Raw genomic sequence first — 21435 nt, forward strand, 5'->3', positions numbered from 1 at the left:
GCCGAAAGAGAGCTCACCTCGAGCGCCGATGAAGAAATAATACCATTGACGGAGACATCATCATGTGAGGCCGGACAGACGACAGTACTGACAAATAAACCGCGAATATCACCAGAAAACGCTTGCAATGCAGGAGCCACCCACAGAGGCCTGCTCCTCGCAGCATCAGGCAACATGGTCTCACTGCCGTTTTGCGACGGCACAGAACTGCGAAGCCAGCACCAGCGACTGTGGTCGGTTCTAGCCAGCCCAAACTTGCCGCTCAGTGTTAACAGTGTCCCGGTCCCACCTTTCAGGGGTGGGGCTTGCCTGCGAGATCATACCCATCTCGTAGTGGGAGTGCGTTTCCTAGGGTCAGGAGTCCGTTAACGGGGACGTACCAGTCAAGCGGTTTTAAGCAGGAATACTGCGCCATCGGCCCGGATCCGATGGAGTATCACCGCAATACGGCGAGCCAAGTCAACCATCGCGCACTTGCGCCCACGGCGCTCTGCGAGCTGGGCTCCCCATGTTCTCAGCCATGTCGATCTGCCCCGGTTCCTCGTGACCGTTGCGGCCTGGCACAGCGCCGCCTGAGATTGGTATCCCCCGCCATGGTGGTGCCGCCTGATATATCACGTTCGCGGGATTGATTGCGCGCAGGCGTCAGACCGGCCCCTGGACCAACTCTCTTCGAAGAGGAGAAGCGCGCCGGATCGGCATGGCGTTCAGCGCTCCTTTCACCCGGCACGTTTCCATCAGCACAGCATCACGGCCAGCTTCGGTCAGCCCCCCGGTGCAGCCATTGCGACAGTGGCCCAGCTTCTAGGCCTATCGCGGCACTACTGCCGTCCAGATCGCCCAGCCAGCGCGTCAGAACCACGGCCTCCGGGCAGCCAGCCGGCATCCGGCAGGCTGCTCAACAACGCCCGCCCCCGATGTCGTCGCTGACCTGCCCGGCAGTGACGAACAAGCTGAGTGGTCGGCCCCGGCTGTCGCAGATCGCGTGCAGCTTCGTGTTCATGCCGCTCGTTATCGGGGCATTTGATCCCCCGAATCAAATCCTGATCCTTCAAACTCTGGCCGATCAGGCAGCCGCGCCCCCCTTTTTCACGCCCATGCTGGTCGCTGTCCGGCGGGCCTTGAGGTGGATCGCGTCGATCATCACGGTCTTCTCTTCGCCATGCCCGGCAGCCATTCCGGCCATCATCTGCGCGAAGATGCCCTTGTCGCTCCACCGCTTCCACCGATTATACAACGTCTTGTGGGGACCGTATTCAGCAGGAGCGTCGCGCCATCGCAACCCATTGCGATTGAAGAATATAATCCCGCTCAACACGTGGCGGTCATCGACACGCGGCTTGCCATGAGGTTTGGGAAAGAAAGGCTCCAAACGCAATGGGTTGCGCATCGCTCAGCCAGAACAGATCAGACATATTCACCGCTCGTTTTTGAACCGTGAATCACGCTGACAGTGGGAAATCAATGGGTCCTGGGCCTAGTGCTCGAGCCCTTCTTGCCGGATGTTGAAATCACAACCAACAGCGGAAGTCCGAACCTAAGCAGCCGTGAGTAACTTTGTGGCGCTTAAGCCCGGTTCATTAATATAGGAGTAGAAGCGGCGAGATCAGCGCCGCCGCGCATTTCATATTGATAAAGGCGCTGCCCCAGATCACTCCCAAACAGGCAGACCGGGACAGCGCGCAGTTATTTCACCTCATGCTCCTTTTCCGGGAACGGCGTCGGCTCATGCCTTCTGGCGTTCATTGGTGGGGTCCCAAACCGGGGCGTCCAGCAAGGTAAAGGCCTTGCGCTCGCCCAGGATAACCACCTCCAGCTTGTCGGCAACCTCGGGATCGACATAGGCAAAGCCGAGACTCTTGCCTGTGGCATGACCGTAGCCGCCCGACGTGCAGACACCCACCACCCTGTCTCCTTGCATCACCGGCTCGCCGCCGTAGATGTCGCAATCGGTTGCCGCGGCCGCGCCATAGACCAATTTGGTGGCGATGCCCTTCTGGCGGAGCGATTCAGTCGCCGCGCGCCCCTGAAAGTCGCCTTTGTCCGGGGCGTAGAAGCGAGAGCTGTCGGCCTCGATCAGGGTGATTTCGTTGGTCAGTTCCGTGTTCATGCCGTGATAGGCTTTCTCCATGCGCAGACTGTTCACCGCATGGACGCCGAAATCGGAAATGCCGTGGGGTTCGCCGGCCTTCCAGATGGCAGAGTAGAGTTCCGCCAGCTGGGTCATCGGGGCGTGCAATTCCCAGCCCAGCTCGCCCACATAGTTCACGCGCAGGGCGCGCAGGGCGACGCCCGCAATGGTAATCTCCTGCCCTGACAGCCAACGGAAGGAGGGCGTGGAAAGGTCCGTCTTGGTCAGGGGCTGCAACACGTCGCGCGCCTTGGGGCCGGCCACAACCAGGATGCCAAACTCATCGGTCACATTGGTCACAGTCACGCCGTTTCCTGCAACGCTGAGATGGTCGAGCGCTTGCAATTCGGCCCCTGCGCCAGTCAGCACATAGAAGCGGTCATCGGCCAGACGGGTAATCGTCCATTCACCGACGATCCGGCCATTGCCGGACAGGACATGGGTCAGGGTGATACCGCCCTGTTTCTTCGGCAGCTTATTGGCGGTCAACTGGTCCAAAAGCGCTTCTGCTCCCGGCCCGGTCACGTCGAACTTGGCAAAACTTGACAGATCGCAGATGCCCACGCGCTCGCGGACCGCACGGCATTCCTCGGCCACGATGCCGAAGGTATTGTTGCGCCGGAATTGCAGGTCTTCGACAAAGCCCTCGGGCGCGAAATACTTTGGACGTTCCCAGCCGAAGACCTGAGAATAGACCGCGCCCTTGGCCTTGAGCGGCTCATAGAGCGGTGTCGCGCGCACATCGCGCCCAGCGGCGGCTTCACGCCCCGGCAGGGGGGTCACGAACATCTCGTGATAGTCCTCAAAACTCTTGGCGCGGGTATAGGCCTGATCGGCGAAGCCGCCGAAGCGGCGCGGATCGACGCAGGCCATGTTGATCTCGCTATCGCCGTGGACCATCCATTGCGCCAGGTACTTGCCGACGCCCGCGCCTTGCGCGATGCCGATGGACGAGCCGCAACATTGCCAGAAATTGCGCAGCCCAGGCGCGGGCCCGGCCAGCGGATTGCCATCAGGCGTGTGCGGAATTGCGCCGTTGATGATGCGCTTGATCCCGGCCTCGGCAAAGATCGGCATGCGCTCGAAGGCCTGTTCCAGCCATGGCGCGATCCGGTCGATATCGCCTTCGAACAGTTCGTTTTCGCTGCCCCATTCCGGGAAGCCGCCGCGATGATCCCAGGCCTCCTTGGCTCCAAAGTGTTCGTAGATGCCGACGAGGCCCGATTTCTGCTCCTGACGGTAATATCCGGCGGTGGCCGGGTCGCGCATCACCGGCAATTCGCCTTCCCAGGTCTTGAACTCGTCCAGCGCTTCGGTGACCAGGTAATGGTGCTCCATATTGGTGATCGGCGTATCCAGCCCGACCCACAGCCCGACCTCACGGGCGTAGCAGCCCCCGGCATTGACCACATGTTCACAGGTGATGTTGCCTTGTTCGGTCACCACTTCCCATTCACCCGACTGAAACTGTTTGATATCCATCACCCGGTTGCGGCGGATGATCGTGCCCCCCATCTGCCGCACCCCTGCAGCCATGGCGTTGCAGGCGCTCGACGGATCCACATGGCCGTCCATATTGGTCCAGGCCCCGGCCAGAATGCCGCCGGTCTCCAGCCAGGGGTTCAGCTCCTTGATCTGGTCGGGGTCAATGACTTCCATGTGGAACCCGACATTGGCCGAAAACCCGGCGACATAGTTGAACCAATCCACCTCTTCCTGCGTGGTGGCCAGCCGGATACCGCCGCAGCCATGCCAGCCGGCGGGCTGGCCGGTGATCTCCTCCAGACGCGGGTAGAGCGTGTTGGAGTAGTGGTGGATCTTGGCCATGTTGTAATTGCCGATGAAGCTTGGGCACTGGCCTGCCGCGTGCCAGGTCGAGCCGGAGGTCAACTCACCCTTCTCGACCAGCACCACGTCTTTCCAGCCCTCTTCGGCCAGGTGATAGGCGAGGCCCACCCCCATCATGCCGCCACCGACGATCACCACCTTTGCATGAGACTGCATCACTGTTCCTTTCCTGCTTGGCTCACCAAACGCCGTTGCCGCCGAACATCCGGTCCTGGGGCAGAATGATATTGAAGTTGTCGCGCAGCTGGCGGTCCAGTTGCTCAGAAATGTGACGGGGGTAATGTTCCGCCAGGATCTTTTGCACCTTGTCCCGCGCCACCTCGCGGGCGTCGCGGGCGCCGGCCTCCTCCCACTCGCTAATGCTGCGCCGGTTTGCGATCTCCGGATAAAGGTAGTCAGTCTTCATCCGATTGAAGGTCTGCGGGTGGCCAAGGTAATGGCCTTCGCCCAGCACAACGTCGCGGATCACGTCGAAACTTAGCGCGTCCTCGCTAACATCGACGCCCTTGACCGTGCGCAGGATGGCGCCGATCAGATCATTGTCCAGCACGTAGCTCTCAAAACTTGTGCCCATCAGGCTGCCATGCATGCCCGCGCATTCGTGTATCATCGATGCCCCGGCATGGGCCGCGAGCGAAATTGTGTAACCCTTCTCTCCGCCTGCCTGCATATCCGGCAGCTTGCTGTCGGTCATGCCCGCAGGGACCGAATTCGGCAGGTCGTAGAAACCGGCCATCTGCGCGCAGGCGGCAGACAGCAGCGCCTGCTCGCCCGACCCGCCCGACATCGCGCCGGTGCGAAGGTCGCTGACGAAGGGCCAGGTGGCAAAGATGCCCCGGCAGTTCGGGTCGATGATGTTGCACAGAACCAATCCGGCCAGAACCTCGGCGCAGGCCTGCGCCACGGCCCCGGCCAAGGCGGCAGGTGCGGTCGCCCCGGCCTGGCCTGCCGCCACGAGCAGGATCGGCATTCCCGCCTCCACCGCCGCCTCCAGCGCGTCGCAGCTTTCGGTCGCAAAGCGCATCGGCGGCACCACGTGGCAACAGACAGCAGTGCAGAAGGGGCGCTCGCGGAACTTGCCCTCGCCGCCCGCCACCGCGTCCAGCATCGGCATCACTGCGCGGATACTGGCGCTATCGGTGTAGCTGACGGCGATGGATTTGGCGGTGCCCGAAAGGCAGGCATAGGTGGTGTTGATATCCAGATCGAGGATCGTTTTCGTATCCCGCGCCACGACCGAGCGATGATACCAGTGGATATTGTCCATCCGGTCCACCAACCGCGCGATATCATAGAGATCGGCGACGCTGCTTTCGCGGTACTTGCCGCTGTGGAAATCCATAATCGTTGGCGCCGCGCCACCGGTGCCCGCATGCACGCGCTTGCCGCCGACTTCGATGTCATGCGCCGGGTCGATGCCGTGCAGGGTGAACTTGCGCCTTGTGCGGGCGATCACGTCTTCGACGAGTGCGCGCGGAAAACGCAGGCGGCCGGTCTCATCCACCCAGCAGCCCGCCGCGACAGCGCGCGCCTCAAGGCTGGGGGTGACCTGGCTGAGACCAAGATCCGCCAGAAGCCGCAGCACCAGCTCATGAATACGCTCCATCTCTGACTGGCAGAGGGGCTGGTACCGCCCGCCAGTCATTCCCGGGCTGATCGGGGATGCCGCCGGGGCGGCTGCGGGCTTGGTACGGCCTCGGCGGTTCGGTTTTCGAATAGCGGTTGCGGGCATGAGCGACCTCGTGGCGTTTTCTGAGGTCCAGTAAGCTGCGAATCGGCGGCCCGCACAAACGATCATATTGAATGCAAGGCATTCCCACAGATCATGCGAAGTCTTCTCCAGGGTCGCATTCTTCTAACATCCATTGCAGGAAGTCGGTAATCTCCGGCTGCGCCATCTTGTCTTGCAATGCGCCGATGTAATAGCTGTTCCGGGTCTCCAACGGTAAACCCAATGGGCAGACAAGTTGTCCGCTTTTCAGCATTTCGTCCGTGATATAGCTCCAACCTAGGGCAACACCCCGCCCGGCCTCGGCCCCTTGCAGAACCATCGGATAACTGTTCAGTCGGATGCCCCGCCGCACCGGTTGCCCGGTGACGCCTTGCTGCGCCAGCCATACCTGCCAGTCAACCGCGCCCCAGATCGTGCCGCCGCCGTCCAGATGCAAAAGTGTCTGATCCAGCAGATCGCTGGGGCGGCGCAGCTCCGGATGGCTGTGCAGATAGTCGGGACTGCACACGGGATAAACGCGCTCGCCGAACAGCCGCCGGACCTCGACACCCTCCCAGTTTCCATCGCCGTAAAGCACCGCGATATCCGCGTCGCCGTTGCTTAGATCCACCTTCTGGTCTGTCGCCAGAACCCGCAGGTCCACGTCGGGGCAGCGTTCGGCAAAGCGCTCCAGCCGCGGCATCAGCCAGTAGTAAGAGAAGGCCACCGATGCTGCGACAGTGATCTGTGGTGTCTCTCCTTCTGTCCGCAGGCTGTTTACACATTGAGCGATCTCATCCAGCCCGCGCGTCACTGCCTCAAACAGCAGCTGCCCGTCGGGTGTCAACTCGATTGCACGGTGCTGCCGCCGGAAAAGCGGCCGGCGCAAATCCTCCTCAAGAGACTTGATCTGCCGGCTCACGGCGCTTTGCGTCAGGCAGAGCTCGTCAGCGGCGGCAGTGAAACTCATCCGCCGGGAAACAGCTTCAAATGTGTGAAGCTGTGACAGCGCTGGCAGCTGGTATTTCCTCAATTGATGGTCCCTCAATGCCGTAATGCGGTTCCAAACCGGCGATCCGCAATAGTTGCACGAACTAAGGGGACAGTGTCCATACAGGCAACAGTGCGAATCCGGAACTGCTAGCAGCCGATTTTCCGCCTGCACTCTCGCGTCTTTCCGCAGATTCGAATGACTGCAAACGGGAAGTTCGCCGCGCTGCCGAAAGTCTCGCATTGCGGGCGCGGGAGTTTTCTGCGTCAGCAATAGCGGCAAGAGCAAAAGGCGGCTCTGTCCCGCACTGGGTGAGATCAGGCGCCGCTTACCGGCAACTTTACCGCAGCTTACAACTTTGCCCGCAGGCTCAAAAGCCTCAGCGGCCTCACGCCTTGTGAACACAGCTGCAAAATCTGGACAGCCGAGCCAGATCGTTTCATCATAAATCCGATCCACCAGACGCCGGGACTGAACACTTAACCGGCGCAGTTTCTTAACTCATTGTGAGCCAAGCACGAGGTCAGGCAGAAAAGTGACGGTCTGCGGCACATAGGTCAGCAGCAGCAGAACCGCAATGAGCGGCAGCAGCATGGGCAAAATCGCCAGCGTGACCTGTTCGAAGCGGACACGGCCTACCTCGGAGACGATGTACAGACCAATCCCCATTGGTGGCGTTGCAATGCCAATCAACAGTCCAAGCTGGATGATGATGCCGAAATGCACACGATCAATGCCAAAGGCATCAATCAGCGGCAAAAGGGTCGGCACGAGGATCAGCATGGCTGGCACGCCTTCAACCACGCAGCCGATGACGATCACAAACAGCAGCAAGAGCGCCAGGAAGATGTGCTTGTTCTGGGTCAGCGAAAAGACCGCGCTGGCCAGTTTTTGCGGTGTCTGGTCAATGGCCAGAAGCCAGCCCATCGCGATGGAAAAAGAGATGATGATCATGATGACAGCAGTCATCATCGCCGTATCTGACAGTGCGTCAAAGAATTTTTGCCAGGTCAGTTCGCGGTACCACAAACCAATCGCCGCGCAGTAGAGGCAGGCCAGCACACCGGCTTCGGTTGCGGTGACCAGGCCAAACATGATCGACCCAAGGATGATTGCCGGGGCAACCAGCGCCAGAACACCGTGTTTTGCGGTGGCGATGACTTCCTGCACAGAGGCCGCGGGCTGGGTCGGAAACGCCTGCGTTTCCGCGCGAAGGCGGACATACAGCATCAGCGACACCCCCACGAGCAGGCCTGGTATCAACCCGGCCAGAAACATCCGTTCGATGGATTGCTGTGCGAGAAAGGCATAGAGGACAAGGCCGATGGAAGGCGGAATCAACGGCCCGACAACCGAAGAAGCAACCGTGATCGCAGCGGCGAAATCCGGTTTGTACCCCCGTTCGCGCATCGCCTTGATCTCAATTGCGCCCAATCCTGCGCAATCGGCCACTGCTGCTCCCGAGATGCCGGCGAAGATCATGGAAGACAAAATATTCACCTGTGCGAGCCCTGCCTTCAGATGTCCCACGAGCGCATTTGCAAAGTTGAAGATCCGCTCGGTGACGCCGGTCGCATTCATCAGGTTTCCGGCCATGATGAAGAAGGGCACCGCAGTCAACGATGCTTTGTTTACGCCTTCCAGCATTTGTTGAGGGATGATTTGCAGGGCGCTGGAGAAATCGGAGAAGAGGAAGGTCAGAAGCGTCGCCGTGCCGATTGAAATTGAGATCGGGACACGGAGCAAGATCAGAGCAATGAAAGATCCAAAGAGAATCCACGCCATTTTCAGGTCTCCAGATGGGGGGAAGCGGTGTTCTCAGGCAGGCCAAGCCCCATTTTGGCAAGATCGACCGCTGAGGTGACCGCAATCAGTGCAGCGGACAAGAACAATGGGATCGACAGGGCCAGGCGGGGTAATTCGTGCCCCGAAGGCAAGATGGCCCCATCATAGACACCGGTGGAGGTGGCCAGCACGGCGGGCAGCTGCATCAGGAGCATACCGACCAGAAAGAGCGCCGCGAAATCGGAAATGATGCGTGTCACGGCCATGCCTTTGCGGCCCATGTGTTGCGCCAGGAAGGTTATGCGAACGTCCTTGAGGCGGGCATAGAGCGCAAAAAAGCCAAAGAAACTGAGCCAGATGAAAAAGACCATTGTCCAAGGCCACATCCAATAGGGAGCGAGCCCCATAGGTCGCAGCATGATGGTGGCGGCGGTCAGGCCAAGCATCGCCAGAAGACAGAGGTTAGATGTAGTGGTTCAGATGTGATCTGACAGTTGCCCGGATTTCCGGCGGCGTCTGTCAGGTCAGGTTTGGTTCAGGAACTTTCCCTTCCAGATTTCCTTGCCCTCGATCATGGTCTGGAACGGCGTTCTGCCGCAACACATTTTGCCCTGATGAGTGCGTTCGTGGTTGTAGCAATTCAGCCATTCATCGAGATCGGTTTGAAGCGCGTCGATGCTATCGTAGAGCTTCTTGCGGAACGCAACCTGGTAGAACTCTTGCAGCACCGTCTTGTGGAACCGCTCGCAGATCCCGTTCGTCTGGGGCGATTTCACCTTGGTTTTGGTATGGTCGATGTCGTTGATCGCCAGGAAGAGCTGGTAATCATGCTTGTCGGCCCGACCGCAATATTCCGTGCCCCGGTCGGTCATGATCCGCAGCACCGGCAGGTCGTGCTCTTCGTGGAACGGCAGAACCCGGTCGTTGAGCAGATCAGCCGCCGTGATGGGCGTTTTGGTGGTGTAGAGCTTGGCATGCGCCACCTTGCAATAGGTGTCGACGTAGGTCTGCTGATAGATCCGCCCGACGCCTTTGAGGGTGCCTACATAGAACGTGTCCTGTGACCCGAGATAGCCTGGGTGAGCGGTCTCGATCTCGCCGCAGGCTTCATCGTCCAGCTTCTTCTTTTCCAGCGCCTGCACCTGCGCTTCGGTCAGGATGGTGCCTTCTTCGGCGACCTTGGCCTCCAGTGCCTTGAGCCGGGTTTTGAAATTCGCCAGATCGTGCCGCAGCCAGATCGACCGGACACCCGAGGGCGAGACAAACACACCCAGTTTGCGCAGCTCGTTTGAGGTGCGGGCCTGGCCATAGGCCGGGAAATCAGTGGCGGATTTGATGACCGCTTGTTCCGTGACTTCGTCCACCCGGTTCGCCAGATTGGGCTTGCGCCGGGTGCGCTCGAACAGCGCCTCCACGCCGCCGTCTTCAACCGCCGCCTTATAGCGATAGAATGTGTCCCGGCTGTAGCCCATGACCTGGCAGGCTTTCGACACATTACCCAATTCCTCGGCCAGGTTCAGCAGACCGGTTTTGTGTTTGATGATCTTGTCGGTAGTATTCAACATCGTGGTTTCCTCGTTTTGTGGTTGGGTTTGCACCACCATCAAAACGGGCAACCATCATCTCCTTCAAGAGATGCGCCGCCCCCGTTTCAGCTTGCTGAGAAGGGCGCGGTGTCAGATCACATCAAGACTAATTCAGGTTAGACAGCCAGAGAAAGGCCCCTCCCAAGGACCAGTTCAGCCGGTCGAGACGTTTGAGAACCTGCTGCTGGGGGCTCTCAGAAGATTGTATAACCTGTCTCATTGGGCGCTGGTACGGGTTTCTGCAATTGCATCCAGCAGACCTGCGGGCAGTTTTCCTGCGGCGTCCTGTTCCCGGTAGTAGTCCGCCATGGTTTCGATCAACGGTGTGGTGTCGAGCACTGAGTAGGTCACGCCTTGTTCTTTCATGCGGGTGATGCTGTCTTCGGCCACTTGGAACATCGCGGTCTGGGAGAACGCACCAGCTTCCTCATAGGCCTTTAGCAGCCCAGTGCGGGTGGCGTCGTCCAGCGCCTCAAGCGCCTGTGCGTTGACCATGAAGCCGATGGACTGCCAGAATTCATCAATGCGGGTGACATGTGGTGCCACTTCGTTGAAACGCATCGCTTCAACCAGGGCTATCGGTGAGTTGACGGCCTGCACGATGCCCTTGGAAATTGACTGATACACTTCGGTCCAGGGCAAGGTGATGACCTCAGCGCCGAGGGCGGTCCAGGCGTCGATGGCGCGGGTGCTCTCGTGCATCCGAAGCTTCAGGCCCTGGTAGGTTGCCGCGGTTTCGATCGGCACGTTTGACACGGTCACCAGGAAAGGCCCACGCAAAATGCGCGTCAGATCCCCCAGCATACGGACACCGGCCTGTTCGGCGGCATTGTCGAACCAGCCCTGCACAAGATCAGTCCCCATGAAGCGGACCCAGTGGTCATAGTCGTCGAACACGAAGGAAGGGGACGTCCAGTCCAAAGCCGGTTCCCATTTCTTCATATAGCCGTAACTTTCGGCGTAGACTTGAATGATGTTTGCCTGAAGCTGTTCCAGTACGGCGTTTTCCTTGCCGAGCTGCTCATTTGGGTAGATGGCGATTTTCAACGCGCCATCGGTATATTCTTCCGTCAACTCTGCAAATTTCCCGAAGACCTGCCCTTCGGGACTGTCCGCCGGCATCTTTGTCGCCATGCGCCAGGTTGTTTCGGCCTGTGCGGAGGCGGCCATTGTGAGGATCATCGCAGAGAAAAGAAATGCTTCTATTTTCTTGATCATGGTCATGTCCTTGTTGGTGGAAAAGACAGGGCTGGGCTGGCCAGGCGCGAAATGGTGGTGGGCGTGGGCGTTTTCGGTGCGCAAACGTCCGCCGTGTCCGGTGCGACGGTCACGCCGCAGGAATGCTGACCCCGTGTTGCCTGACGGCGGCCGGACAGCAGGGTGGCAAATGTCCTGGATCAGACGCCGCGTCGTTGTCGCAGACGCGATAAAGCGTTGTGTGTTAGGCGCAGGCCCGCCGATTGGCGGCGACGAAAGGTCGGTGATCAGACCGATGAGTGCAGGATTGCTGCAATGTCTTTGTCATGATTTTCCTCTCCCATTTTCTGCCAGGAAGCATGGCATGAGGATCTGCTTCGTTGAACCTGCAAGATCTTGCAGGTGATCACAGCGCCTTCATTGCTCGGTCGGGGCGCTGTATTCCGCCATCGCTTCGTGGGCGTATCTAACGGTGGTTTTCACAAGCGTGCTGGCACTGGTGCGTTGACGGAGGATGGAAACCGAGAGCGATTCCGGCCTCGTGTCCAGGTCCACGATGACGAGTTGACGGCTGTCCAGCTCACGGCGCACGGCTGCCTTTGGAACCAGTGCCAGCCCCGCGCCTTCAACCGCCATGCGGATCATCATGAACAGACTGTCACTCTGGGTAAAGCGGCGATGCCTGCCAAGGCCGAAGGCGGGTTTGTGGGTGGAGCTGTGCATGGGAGAGTCCCAATTGTACCCGATAATAGGCGACCGGCCGAGGTCATCGTCGCTCAACCTCCCAACACAGAGACCTGGTGCCGCAGTCCAGACCATCTCGAAACTCCCCAGTTTGGCACTGCGCAAATCCGAGCTCTGGTTCTCGCTTGAGGCGAAGGCGATGTCGAGCTGGCCGGAGCACATGTGGCGTAGCAGGGTCGCGCTTTGGTTGACTTCGATCTCGACGCGCAGATTGGGGAACTTGCGTTCTATCCGTTCCACCAGTGGCATCAGCCATGTGGCGGCGACGGGACCGTTTGCGCCCAGGCGCAGGCGGCTGGCGCTGGCATCTGCGCTGCGCTGAAACGACAGATCGTCGGTCAGGCGCAGGACGGTGCGGGCATATTCCAACAGCTCTTCGCCTTGTTCGGTGAGCGCGAGATTCTGGTCGCGGCTCAGCAGTGTCACTCCCAGCTCCTGTTCCAGCCCCCGGATGCGCGACGACACCGTGGGTTGGGAAATATTGAGCGCTTCGGCGGTTCTGCGAAAGCTGTTGAGGCGGGTGACCCAATAAAAGGTCCGAAGGCTGTGAATCTGCATGTTGCCTCCCAGGCGATAGAAAAATTCTATCGGCTTGATCCATCAATTCAAGTGGAACCAGCCATGCCAGCTTGTATTTGATAAAGAAAACGAACTGGAGCTGAGATGGCTTATATCCTCGACCCTATGCCGCAGGCGATTGCAAAACAGAGCCTTGCGCGCCTTCAGGCCTTTGAGACGGTGCTGCTGGGGCATTTCCTCTATCGCGGCATGCTGGACCCGGCGATCCGTCCGGTTGCTGCCACGCCGCGCGTGGTGGGGACGGCAGTGACGCTGACACTGCCGGGGTTTGACTCGACCTTGTTGCACCATGCGGCAGGGCTGCTGCGGCAGGGGGATGTTCTGGTCATCGACCGCTGCGGTGAGCACAAGGCGGCCTGTCTGGGTGGTGGGGTCGCCATGGCGATCCGCAATTCCGGCGCGGCTGCGGTGGTGATTGATGGCTGCCATACCGACACGGCCGAGTTGGCGGCGCTGGGCTTGCCCATCTTTAGTCGCGGGGCCTCGGCGCAGACCACGCGGCTGACGGGGCAGGGCGGGGCGTTGAACCGTCCGGTCTGCGCTGGTGGTGTGCCGGTGCTCGCGGGGGATGCGATCCTTGCCGATGGGCTCGGCGTGGTGTCGATCCACGCGGTGGAATTGCCCGAGGTTCTGGCGCAGGCTGAGACGCTGCAAGCGCTCACCGACACGACCATCGCGGGCGTCGCGCGCGGCGAGCGGATTGGCGATCTATCTGGTGCGAGCGAAATGGTCGCGCGGCTGACAGCGCAGGCGGGCTGAGCGGGATGGGCGCCGTCGCGGATCTGGTGGATGAGGTCTATGCAGACCTTGGCCCGCATGTACAGGGATTGGTCTATGACTATTCCCCGGTACCCTTTTCCCATGACCCGGCCCGTTTTGCGCTGCCCGAAATTGTCGAGGCGCGCGGTGCAGGGGCGTTGCTGGTGGACGATTGGTGTGGCCGGTTGCTCTATCGCGCTGATCCGGTGCAGCGGCGTGCCTCGCAGATTCTGAACCCCTTCGTCTGGAGCTATCACGCCGAGGAGTGCTCGGTCATTCGTGAGGATTTGGGCCTTGGCGGGGTGCGCGAGGTGCGTGAGCGGCTGCTGGACTGGATGCTGGGGCGGGGGATGACCGTGCCACTGCATCTGCCGGGGCGGGGATTTGCGACGCTGTCCGCCTTTGTCGAGGGGCGTGCAGATATGGATATGCTCGCGCGCTTTGCGCTGCAGGCGTTTCAGCTGCAGGATCGGATCTCATCAGAACTGCGGCTGGCGCGCGGGCCGCTCACCCTGCGCGAGGCCGAATGCCTGAGCCACACAGCAGCGGGACTGTCCGCGAAACAGATCGCGCATGAACTGGATCGATCCGAGAGCATGGTGGTCAAACATCTGCAGGCTGCGGCGTCCAAACTCGGGGCGCGCAATCGCAGCCATGCGGTTGCGATCGCCACCCGTCAGGGCTGGATCGACTGAACCGCACGCGCGGCGGCGTCACGCAGAGCTTGCGCCAATTCGGGCGAGGCGAGATCACCGGATATGCCATAGGGGCTGGTCAGGTTCAGCGGGCCGAGGAACAGCAGGTCGATGCCCTCCACCGCTGCGATTTCGGGGATGGCCTCCAACCCTGCGCGGCTTTCGATCATGACGGCGACAAGCAGCGAGTCGCTGGGCCTGCGCGGCTGATAGCTGTCGGCCCCCTAGCGGGCAGCACGCGAGACGGTGAACTGCGGCCCGCGACAACCCACAGGTCCATAACGCACGGCCCTGGCAATGGCGCGGGCCTCCGCACCCGATTGCACATCGGCCACCATGATGCCGTCAAACCCGGCATCCAGAAGCTGCCTGATCGCCCCGGCGGAGCCATCACGGGCCCAGGCAATCTCAAAGGCGTCCGAAGTGGAGCGAATGGCGCGCAGCTCATGCAGGGCAGCGCCCACCCCGGCGGCCGCATGTTCGCGGTCGACGATCAGCAGGGGAGAGCCAGTCTGCGCCATCACCTTATCGACGTCGGGGGTGGCAAGGAACTAAAAGCCGCCGGGCAGGCGGCTTCCGCTCAGAAAGTTTTGGCGCAGGGGTTTCATGGTGCTTCTCTGGTTTTGCGCGAGGGGAACGCGCGGCGGGACGGGCGGCATCCTGCAATATCTTGCAGCTTGTTGGCGGGTGGCAGGCTGCGGCAGTTTTACCTGAATATCGCACCGCCCCTCAGCGCCGGGGCCAATTCAAGGAGCCGCGCCATGTACGATACCCCGAAGGCCCATGAGGGCTATTGCGCCTTTGGTGAGCACCAGACCTGGTACCGGGTGACTGGTGATCTGGACAGTGCAGCACTGCCGCTGGTGGTGGCGCATGGCGGTCCGGGCTGCACGCATGATTATGTCGATGCCTATAAGACCATCGCCGCCACAGGCCGCGCGGTGATCCACTACGACCAGCTGGGCAACGGGCGCTCAACCCATCTGCCGGAGGCCCCGGCTGAGTTCTGGACCGTAGATCTGTTCCTCGACGAACTCGACACATTGCTGGCGCATCTGGGCATAGCCGATGGCTATTGCCTGCTGGGGCAAAGCTGGGGCGGCATGCTGGCGGCGGAACATGCGGTGTGCCGTCCTGTGGGGCTGAAAGCGCTGGTGATCGCAAATTCACCCAGTTCCTTTCCCACTTGGGCCGAAGAGGCGCTGCGCCTGCGCCGTGCGCTGCCGGGCGGTGTGCATGAGACCTTGCTCAAGCATGAAGAGGCGGGCGATTTCGATCATCCCGACTATGTGGCCGCCAGCGATGTGTTCTATCGCAACCATGTCTGCCGTCTTGATCCTTGGCCGCCAGAGGTGGTGGCAACCTTTGATGCGGTGGCCGCTGATCCCACCGTCTATCGTACCATGAATGGCCCGACGGAATTCCACGTCATCGGTTCGCTGAAGGATTGGACCATCGAGGACCGGCTGCATCTCATTGATGTGCCGACGCTGGTTCTAACCGGACGCTTTGACGAGGCCACGCCGCGCGCCGCCGAAGCTTATTCCACCCGCATTCCTGGCGCGCAATGGCTGATCCTCGGCCAATCCAGCCACATGCCGCATGTGGAGGAGCATGAGCTCTGTATGCAGGTGGTGTCTTCTTTCTTGGATCGGAGCACAAAATGACCCGTTTTGCCGCAGTTCAGATGTGCTCGACAGCGGATGTCGCCGCGAACAATGCCGTGATTGAGGCACTTGTGCGCGAGGCCGCAGGGCAGGGCGCGCGCGTGATCAGCCTGCCGGAGGCCGCCAATATCCTGCTGCGCGACCAGATGGAGTATCCCGCGCGCTGCCTCCCAGAAGCTGAGGACAGCACGCTTGCGCTCTGTCAGACGCTGGCGCAGGAGCTGGGTGTCTGGCTCCACACCGGATCGTTGTTGCTGCGCGCTGAAGAGGGCAGCCGCATCTGGAATCGCGGCCATATGATTTCGCCCGCAGGGGCGATCACGGCGCGCTATGACAAGCTGCACACATTCGACGTTGCGCTGGGCGGGGCGGGCGATTTCATCGAGAGCCGCGCGGTGGCACCGGGGCAGCGCGGTGCCATCACCTGCGAGGCGGACGGGCTGAAGCTGGGCCTGTCGATCTGCTATGATCTGCGGTTTTCCTATCTCTTCCGGGCGCTGGCCAGCGCGGGCGCTTCGGTGCTGATGATCCCGGCGTCGTTCTCGCCAATCACCGGCCCCTTGCATTGGGAGCCGCTGTTGAAAGCGCGCGCGATCGAGACCGGATCTTATGTGGTGGCAGCTGCGCAATCTGGCACCCGTGACGGGCTGCGCACCCATGGTCAATCGCGGATCATCTCGCCCATGGGAGAGGTGCTGGCCGCAGCAGGTGATGAACCCGGCGTGATTTTGGCCGATATCGACCCGGCACAGGTCACCGAAACCCGCCGCCGACTGCCGGTGCTTGCACAGACCCGCGAGATCGGCGAGGTGACCCATGAGGTGTAAAATGGGCCTGCCCGCAGTGCCCCGCGACACCTCCGCCAGCCACCTGCGGCATGCGCGCAGGTGCAGTGTAGTTTCCCATCCAAGAGGTCCCGCATGACAACGAGCCGCTCTGAGGCGTGTCACTCCAAACCTGACCCATTGGCGGGCCTGCCGGTCTATCAATTGACGGATGCCCCGTGGCGCTATGCCTTGCAGCGCGCAGTCACACCGGGTGCGCCCTTGCTGATCGCAGCGCATGGCAGTGACCGCAATATTCGTTGCCTGATGGCGGGGCTGGGGCTTGAGGGGCAGGTATCTGTCCTTGCACCGCTGTTTCCAGCCGAGATTGACGGGGAAAACACCGGCGATGATTACAAATTCCTGACCGCGGGTGGTGCGGACTACCTGACGCTGATGGACCTTATCCTTGCGGAGGCGCTGACGCGGTTGGGCGCCGCGCCGCGCCAGATCTGGCTGTTCGGCTTTTCGGGCGGGGCGCAGTTTGCGCAGCGTTATGCGCTGTTTCGAGCGGCGCAGCTGGATGGGTTGATCCTTGCAGCCCCCGGTGGGGTGACGCTCCTGCGCGAGGATGTGGATTGGTGGCCGGGCCTCCGGGGGGCCGTCCAAGCGGTGGGCGCCGAACCTGGTTTCGAAGCGCTGATGACATTGCGTACAGCAATTCTTGTCGGGGCCCAAGATCGCGCCGCAGGCATGGTCTCGCGCGCGGTTGGGACGAAATTCGGCGCGAGGGACGCAGGCTTGGCCGGGGAAACCCGCATCGACAAGGCCCGCGCTCTGCACCGGAGCCTCAGCGCCCACGGCGCGCCCGTCACTTACGCAGAACTTCCCGGTGTGGGGCATAAGCTTGCCCCCTGCATTGAGGCCGCCGCAGCGATCCTGCGCGACTGGTTGACCAAAAAAGAAGCAAGCACTCTTTCAAAATCCGACAGGAGACACAGATGACAGGTTTCTGGATCACCGGAACGGCAGCCCTGTTAGCCGCAGGCGTGGCGCAGGCGCAGGCCATTCCCGAGGGTTACCCGGCTGGCTATGCAGAACTGATCAGCGCAGCCGGGACTGAGGGCTCTTTGCTGATCTACACCAATCTTTCCAACACCAACCTCGGTCCCGTAGTGGAGGCCTTTGGCGAAGCCTATCCCAATATCACCGTGGAATCGATCGAGATGGGTCCGTCGGAGGCTTTCTCGCGCTATGAGGCGGAGGTGGGCACCGGGGTTGAAAGTGCGGACCTTATCATCGCCAATTCTATCCCCGATTGGATCCGTGCTGTTGAGGATGGCATAATCGCCGACTACGCCTCGCCCGAGCGGGCGAACCTGCCGGAATGGTCCTATCCCAAACCTGGCCTTTTTACGTTTTCTGCCGATCCGATGGTGACGATCTACAACAAGATCACCGTGCCCGAGGAGCTGCAAGCCAGCTCGATGGAGGCGTATTTCGCCAATATCACCGCGCATCCTTCGCTCTTCAAGGGCAAGGTGGGCACCTATGACGGGCGTTATGCCTTTGGTGGCTCCATCGGCTATGCCTTCACCCAGCATCATGGCGACGCTGCATGGAACTGGTTTGCCTCTGCCGGGCCGCTGACCCGACCGGGCGGCGGGGCCGGTGGCATGATCGAGCGCACGCTGACGGGCGAGCTGTCGTCTTCGTTCTTTGTCTCGGGGCCGGTGGTCTTTGGCAAGATGAAAGACGGGCTGGAGGCTGTTCTGGGCTGGACCTTCCCCTCTGACGGCACCCCGGTGTTTCTGCGTGGCATGGGTATCACCCAGAGTGCACCGAATGCGGCGGCTGCACGGGTGTTTCTGGATTTCGTTCTTTCCGAGCCGGGCCAGCAGGCCGTCAGCGCAGGCAGCCTTACCGCTTACCGCCCGGGCGTCACGCCAGAGGCCGCGGATGCGTACGCACTGGATGACGTGATCGAGGCTATTGGCGGTGAAGAGAACCTCATCCTGATCGACTATGACCCTAGCATGATCGCAGGCTTCAAAGAGTTTAACGCCCGCTGGGGCGAAGCGTTCAATATGTAATATCTCCGGGGGCTGGTGTGCGCCTGCGCAACCGGCCCCGTTTGAAAGGCCCCCTTCCCGATGGCATTCCTATCCAGGACCGCCCCCCACCACGGCACGGCAACCTCGCCGCCGTTTGACCGGGCGCGGCTTATCCAGTGGCTGATTTTTCTGGTCACGGCGTCGCTGATGCTGGCGCCCGCGTTGCCCATTCTGTTGCAAGTGGTCGTTGATCGCCCGCTTTATGCGGATGACTGGCAGTTCACCTTTGGCAATATCGCGCAAATCTTCCAGTCGGAACGCATTGGCCGCATTGCGCTGACCACCGGGCTGTTTGCACTGTTCAGCGTCATCATCGCCGAGGTGCTGGGCATCGCTGCCGCCCTGCTGATCGGGCGCACTGACATGCCGGGGCGCAAGGTCATGGGCGATGTACTGATGTGGCCGCTTTATCTGTCGCATCTGATCTTTGCGCTGGGCTGGGTGATCATTTACGGCCCCTCGGGTTTTGTCACCCAGATGATCGCGCAAAGCACCGGCGAGGCCCCGTGGAACCTCTATTCCATCGCGGGTATGTCGGTGGTGGCCGGGATCAGTCAGGCACCGCTGGCCTATCTCTATTGTCTCTATGGGGCGGTACGTTCGGTGGATTCGACGCTGGAAAGCGCGGCACGCACCACGGGCGCTGGGCCGCTGCAGGTGCTGCGCAAGGTGACGCTGCCGCTGATGATCCCCTCGATCATCACCTCAACGGCGCTCAATCTTGTGATCGCTGTTGAGACCCTGTCTATCCCTCTGTTTCTGGCGCGTCCGGCCCGGATCGATACCCTCTCGACCTTCCTCTATGCCGAGGGCGTCGCGGCCTCCAGCCCCAATCACGGGCTGGTTGCGGCTTCCTCTCTGTTGCTGATGACCCTGGTGGGCTCGACCCTGATGCTGCAACGCATGCTGCTGCGCCATGGCCACCGCTTCGAGACCGTGAAGGGCAAGGGCTCTCGTCCGATGGTGCTGGGACTGGGCAAGCTGCGCTGGCCGCTGGCGATCCTGTTCGCGACGGTATTGGTGGCGACAGTAGTGGTGCCGATTGCGGGCATCATCCTGCGTGCGTTTACCTCCTTCCTGTCGCCGCTGGTGCCTGTCTCCAAAGTGCTGACGCTCAACAACTTTGATAAGCTGTTCGCTGATGAGGCCAATATACGCGCGATCTGGAACACGGTGGAGATCGCGCTTCTGTCGGCGGGGCTGGGCACCGTGCTTGCGGTGGCGGTGTCGCTGGTGATCCAGCGATCCGACTTTCGCTTCTCCGCCACGCTGGAGGCGCTGGCCTATTCGCCGCGCATCGTGCCCGGCATGATCACCGGTCTGGGCGTGTTCTATGCCGCCGTGATCCTGCCGCCGATGGGCTGGCTCAGGGGGAATATCGGCATCATCGTGGTGGCCTATGTGATGGCGACCCTGCCGCTGGCGATGGGGGTGATCCAGCCCGCCATTGTGCAGATCGGGCGGGATCTGGACCGGGCGGCACGCACGGTTGGGGCGGACTGGAGCGATGCGATGCGTATTGTGTTGCTGCCGCTCCTGAAACCGGCGCTGCTCGGCAGTTTCATCCTGCTTTTTGTGTTCCACCTGAAATCCTACATCATCGCCATCTTCCTGATGGCACCGGGGCTGGAGGTCATGGGGGTGTCGATGCTGTCGCTCTGGACCAATGGCGATGTGGGCGTGCTTGCGGCCTTTGCCGCCTTCCAGATCGTGCTGGTCGCTAAGCTGCTGCTCCTCGCCCGCTTCCTCTTCAAGGTTAAGATCTATGACTGAACTTGTTCTCTCCGATGTGTCACGCCGCTATGGCGCGGCGCTGGCCATCGACTCGCTGAACCTCACCGTTTCTGAGGGTGAATTCCTGACGCTTCTGGGCCCCTCGGGCTGTGGCAAATCCACTACGCTGGCCTCGATTGCCGGGTTGGACCAGCCCACGCGGGGGCGCATTACCTTTGGTGGCCGGGTGCTGGTGGATGCCGGTACTGGCACCTATTTGCCCCCCGAAGCGCGCGGGTTTGGCGTGGTGTTTCAGAGCTATGCGCTCTGGCCGCATATGACGGTTGAAAACAACGTTGCCATGTCATTGAAGCTGCGCAAGGTGCCCGCCGCGGAGCGCAACAAACGTGTGGCCGGGGCGCTGGACCTGGTGGAGCTTGGCGGCCTTGCCAAGCGGTATCCCGGGGAGCTGTCGGGCGGGCAGCAGCAGCGGGTCGCACTGGCGCGTGCCATCGTCTTCCGCCCGCCGCTTTTGCTGCTGGATGAGCCGCTGTCGAACCTCGATGCGCAGCTGCGCCAGCAGGCGCGGGTGTGGCTCAAGGACATTCAGCGCGAACTGGGGCTCACTACGATCTACGTGACCCACGACCAGGACGAAGCGCTGGCGATGTCTGACCGGATTGTGGTGATGCGCGGCGGCAAGGTGATCCAGCTGGGCCCGCCCAAAGACATCTACCGCGACCCGCAACACCCCTTTGCCGCCAGCTTTATCGGCAACGCCAACCTGCTGGAGGTCACCGGCAGCGCCGTGACAGAGCCGGGCGCCTGCACCGTGACTTTGGCCGATGGTCAGCCGATCCGGGGCCGGGCGCCAGTAGGCGGGCTGGTTTCCGGCAAGCAGCTTCTGGCCGTGCGCCCGCATCTCATCCGCCATGAGGCCTGCGAGGACGCATCAGAAGTTACGGTCGAGTTCGGGGCCGAGAGCTATCTGGGCGATCACTTCGAACAGGACGTGCATGTGGCCGGGGTCACGATCCGGTTGAGTGTGGACGAACCGCAGCCGCGCGGCCCCGGGCGGATTTGGGTTCGCCAGCAGGACGCGGTGATCTTCTCCCGGCAACAGGCGGATTAATACCCGCCGGCGGTTTCAA

The 21435-nt window shown here is 61.3% G+C and carries 17 protein-coding genes and 3 pseudogenes; 9 read left to right on the forward strand and 11 right to left on the reverse strand.

Going from position 1 to position 21435, the window contains the following annotated elements:
- Positions 1-514 precede the first annotated feature (514 nt).
- The 5 genes and pseudogenes from VOI29_RS06410 to VOI29_RS06430 all read right to left on the reverse strand — a co-directional run bounded on the left by VOI29_RS06410 (position 515) and on the right by VOI29_RS06430 (position 6924).
- The gene (locus VOI29_RS06410) at positions 515-730 is read right to left on the reverse strand and encodes a transposase (protein ID WP_323776915.1); all 216 of its coding nucleotides are present in this window, start codon (positions 728-730) and stop codon (positions 515-517) included.
- A 118-nt stretch (positions 731-848) separates the two neighbouring features.
- Positions 849-1415 (reverse strand): annotated as a pseudogene (locus VOI29_RS06415) (IS5 family transposase); the annotation flags it as partial.
- A gap of 311 nt (positions 1416-1726) precedes the next feature.
- Positions 1727-4135 carry an FAD-dependent oxidoreductase gene (locus VOI29_RS06420; protein WP_323776917.1) on the reverse strand — a complete coding sequence of 803 codons (2409 nt, stop codon included), beginning with the start codon at positions 4133-4135 and terminating at the stop codon, positions 1727-1729.
- 22 nt (positions 4136-4157) lie between these two features.
- Complete coding sequence (locus VOI29_RS06425; RefSeq protein ID WP_416361489.1) at positions 4158-5711, reverse strand: trimethylamine methyltransferase family protein; 1554 nt, start codon at positions 5709-5711, stop codon at positions 4158-4160.
- Positions 5712-5802: 91 nt separating this feature from the next.
- Positions 5803-6924 (reverse strand): LysR substrate-binding domain-containing protein, encoded by a 1122-nt coding sequence (locus tag VOI29_RS06430; RefSeq protein WP_323776953.1) that lies wholly within the window; start codon positions 6922-6924, stop codon positions 5803-5805.
- 93 nt (positions 6925-7017) lie between these two features.
- On the opposite strand from VOI29_RS06430, the pseudogene VOI29_RS06435 reads away from it, so the two are divergent.
- Positions 7018-7164, forward strand: a pseudogene (locus VOI29_RS06435) (IS481 family transposase); the annotation flags it as partial.
- Between the two features lie 18 nt (positions 7165-7182).
- Here the strand turns inward: VOI29_RS06435 and VOI29_RS06440 are convergent.
- The 5 genes from VOI29_RS06440 to VOI29_RS06460 all read right to left on the reverse strand — a co-directional run bounded on the left by VOI29_RS06440 (position 7183) and on the right by VOI29_RS06460 (position 12551).
- On the reverse strand, positions 7183-8466 hold the full coding sequence (locus tag VOI29_RS06440) for a TRAP transporter large permease (RefSeq protein ID WP_323776921.1): 1284 nt from the start codon (positions 8464-8466) through the stop codon (positions 7183-7185).
- 2 nt (positions 8467-8468) lie between these two features.
- A complete protein-coding gene (locus tag VOI29_RS06445) occupies positions 8469-8912 on the reverse strand; it encodes a TRAP transporter small permease subunit (RefSeq protein ID WP_323776923.1) in 444 nt (147 codons plus the stop codon).
- A 78-nt stretch (positions 8913-8990) separates the two neighbouring features.
- Positions 8991-10031 carry an IS481 family transposase gene (locus VOI29_RS06450; protein WP_323776925.1) on the reverse strand — a complete coding sequence of 347 codons (1041 nt, stop codon included), beginning with the start codon at positions 10029-10031 and terminating at the stop codon, positions 8991-8993.
- A gap of 237 nt (positions 10032-10268) precedes the next feature.
- Entirely contained in the window at positions 10269-11270 is a 1002-nt protein-coding gene (locus tag VOI29_RS06455) for a TRAP transporter substrate-binding protein (RefSeq protein WP_323776927.1), read from the reverse strand.
- Between the two features lie 396 nt (positions 11271-11666).
- Complete coding sequence (locus VOI29_RS06460; protein ID WP_323776929.1) at positions 11667-12551, reverse strand: LysR family transcriptional regulator; 885 nt, start codon at positions 12549-12551, stop codon at positions 11667-11669.
- Between the two features lie 105 nt (positions 12552-12656).
- Here VOI29_RS06460 and VOI29_RS06465 point away from each other — a divergent pair, with 105 nt between their 5' ends.
- Complete coding sequence (locus VOI29_RS06465; protein ID WP_323776931.1) at positions 12657-13331, forward strand: RraA family protein; 675 nt, start codon at positions 12657-12659, stop codon at positions 13329-13331.
- A 5-nt stretch (positions 13332-13336) separates the two neighbouring features.
- Entirely contained in the window at positions 13337-14026 is a 690-nt protein-coding gene (locus tag VOI29_RS06470) for a helix-turn-helix transcriptional regulator (protein WP_323776933.1), read from the forward strand.
- On the opposite strand, the pseudogene VOI29_RS24585 reads toward VOI29_RS06470, so the two are convergent.
- Positions 14008-14556 (reverse strand): annotated as a pseudogene (locus VOI29_RS24585) (aldolase/citrate lyase family protein); the annotation flags it as partial. The gene VOI29_RS06470 and the pseudogene VOI29_RS24585 overlap by 19 nt on opposite strands.
- 231 nt (positions 14557-14787) lie before the next feature.
- On the opposite strand from VOI29_RS24585, the gene VOI29_RS06485 reads away from it, so the two are divergent.
- The 6 genes from VOI29_RS06485 to VOI29_RS06510 all read left to right on the forward strand — a co-directional run bounded on the left by VOI29_RS06485 (position 14788) and on the right by VOI29_RS06510 (position 21416).
- Positions 14788-15693 (forward strand): proline iminopeptidase-family hydrolase, encoded by a 906-nt coding sequence (locus VOI29_RS06485; protein WP_323776935.1) that lies wholly within the window; start codon positions 14788-14790, stop codon positions 15691-15693.
- Complete coding sequence (locus VOI29_RS06490) at positions 15690-16520, forward strand: carbon-nitrogen hydrolase family protein (RefSeq protein ID WP_323776937.1); 831 nt, start codon at positions 15690-15692, stop codon at positions 16518-16520. The genes VOI29_RS06485 and VOI29_RS06490 overlap by 4 nt, the downstream gene beginning before the upstream one ends.
- 93 nt (positions 16521-16613) lie before the next feature.
- On the forward strand, positions 16614-17462 hold the full coding sequence (locus tag VOI29_RS06495; protein ID WP_323776939.1) for an alpha/beta hydrolase: 849 nt from the start codon (positions 16614-16616) through the stop codon (positions 17460-17462).
- Positions 17459-18550, forward strand: a complete 1092-nt coding sequence (locus tag VOI29_RS06500) for an ABC transporter substrate-binding protein (RefSeq protein ID WP_323776941.1) — start codon at positions 17459-17461, stop codon at positions 18548-18550. Before VOI29_RS06495 ends, VOI29_RS06500 begins: the two co-directional genes overlap by 4 nt.
- Before the next feature lie 60 nt (positions 18551-18610).
- Positions 18611-20344 carry an iron ABC transporter permease gene (locus VOI29_RS06505; RefSeq protein ID WP_323776943.1) on the forward strand — a complete coding sequence of 578 codons (1734 nt, stop codon included), beginning with the start codon at positions 18611-18613 and terminating at the stop codon, positions 20342-20344.
- Complete coding sequence (locus tag VOI29_RS06510) at positions 20337-21416, forward strand: ABC transporter ATP-binding protein (protein WP_323776945.1); 1080 nt, start codon at positions 20337-20339, stop codon at positions 21414-21416. Before VOI29_RS06505 ends, VOI29_RS06510 begins: the two co-directional genes overlap by 8 nt.
- Positions 21417-21435: the final 19 nt, after the last annotated feature.

The organism is Leisingera sp. (assembly GCF_034669605.1).
GTDB lineage: Bacteria > Pseudomonadota > Alphaproteobacteria > Rhodobacterales > Rhodobacteraceae > Leisingera.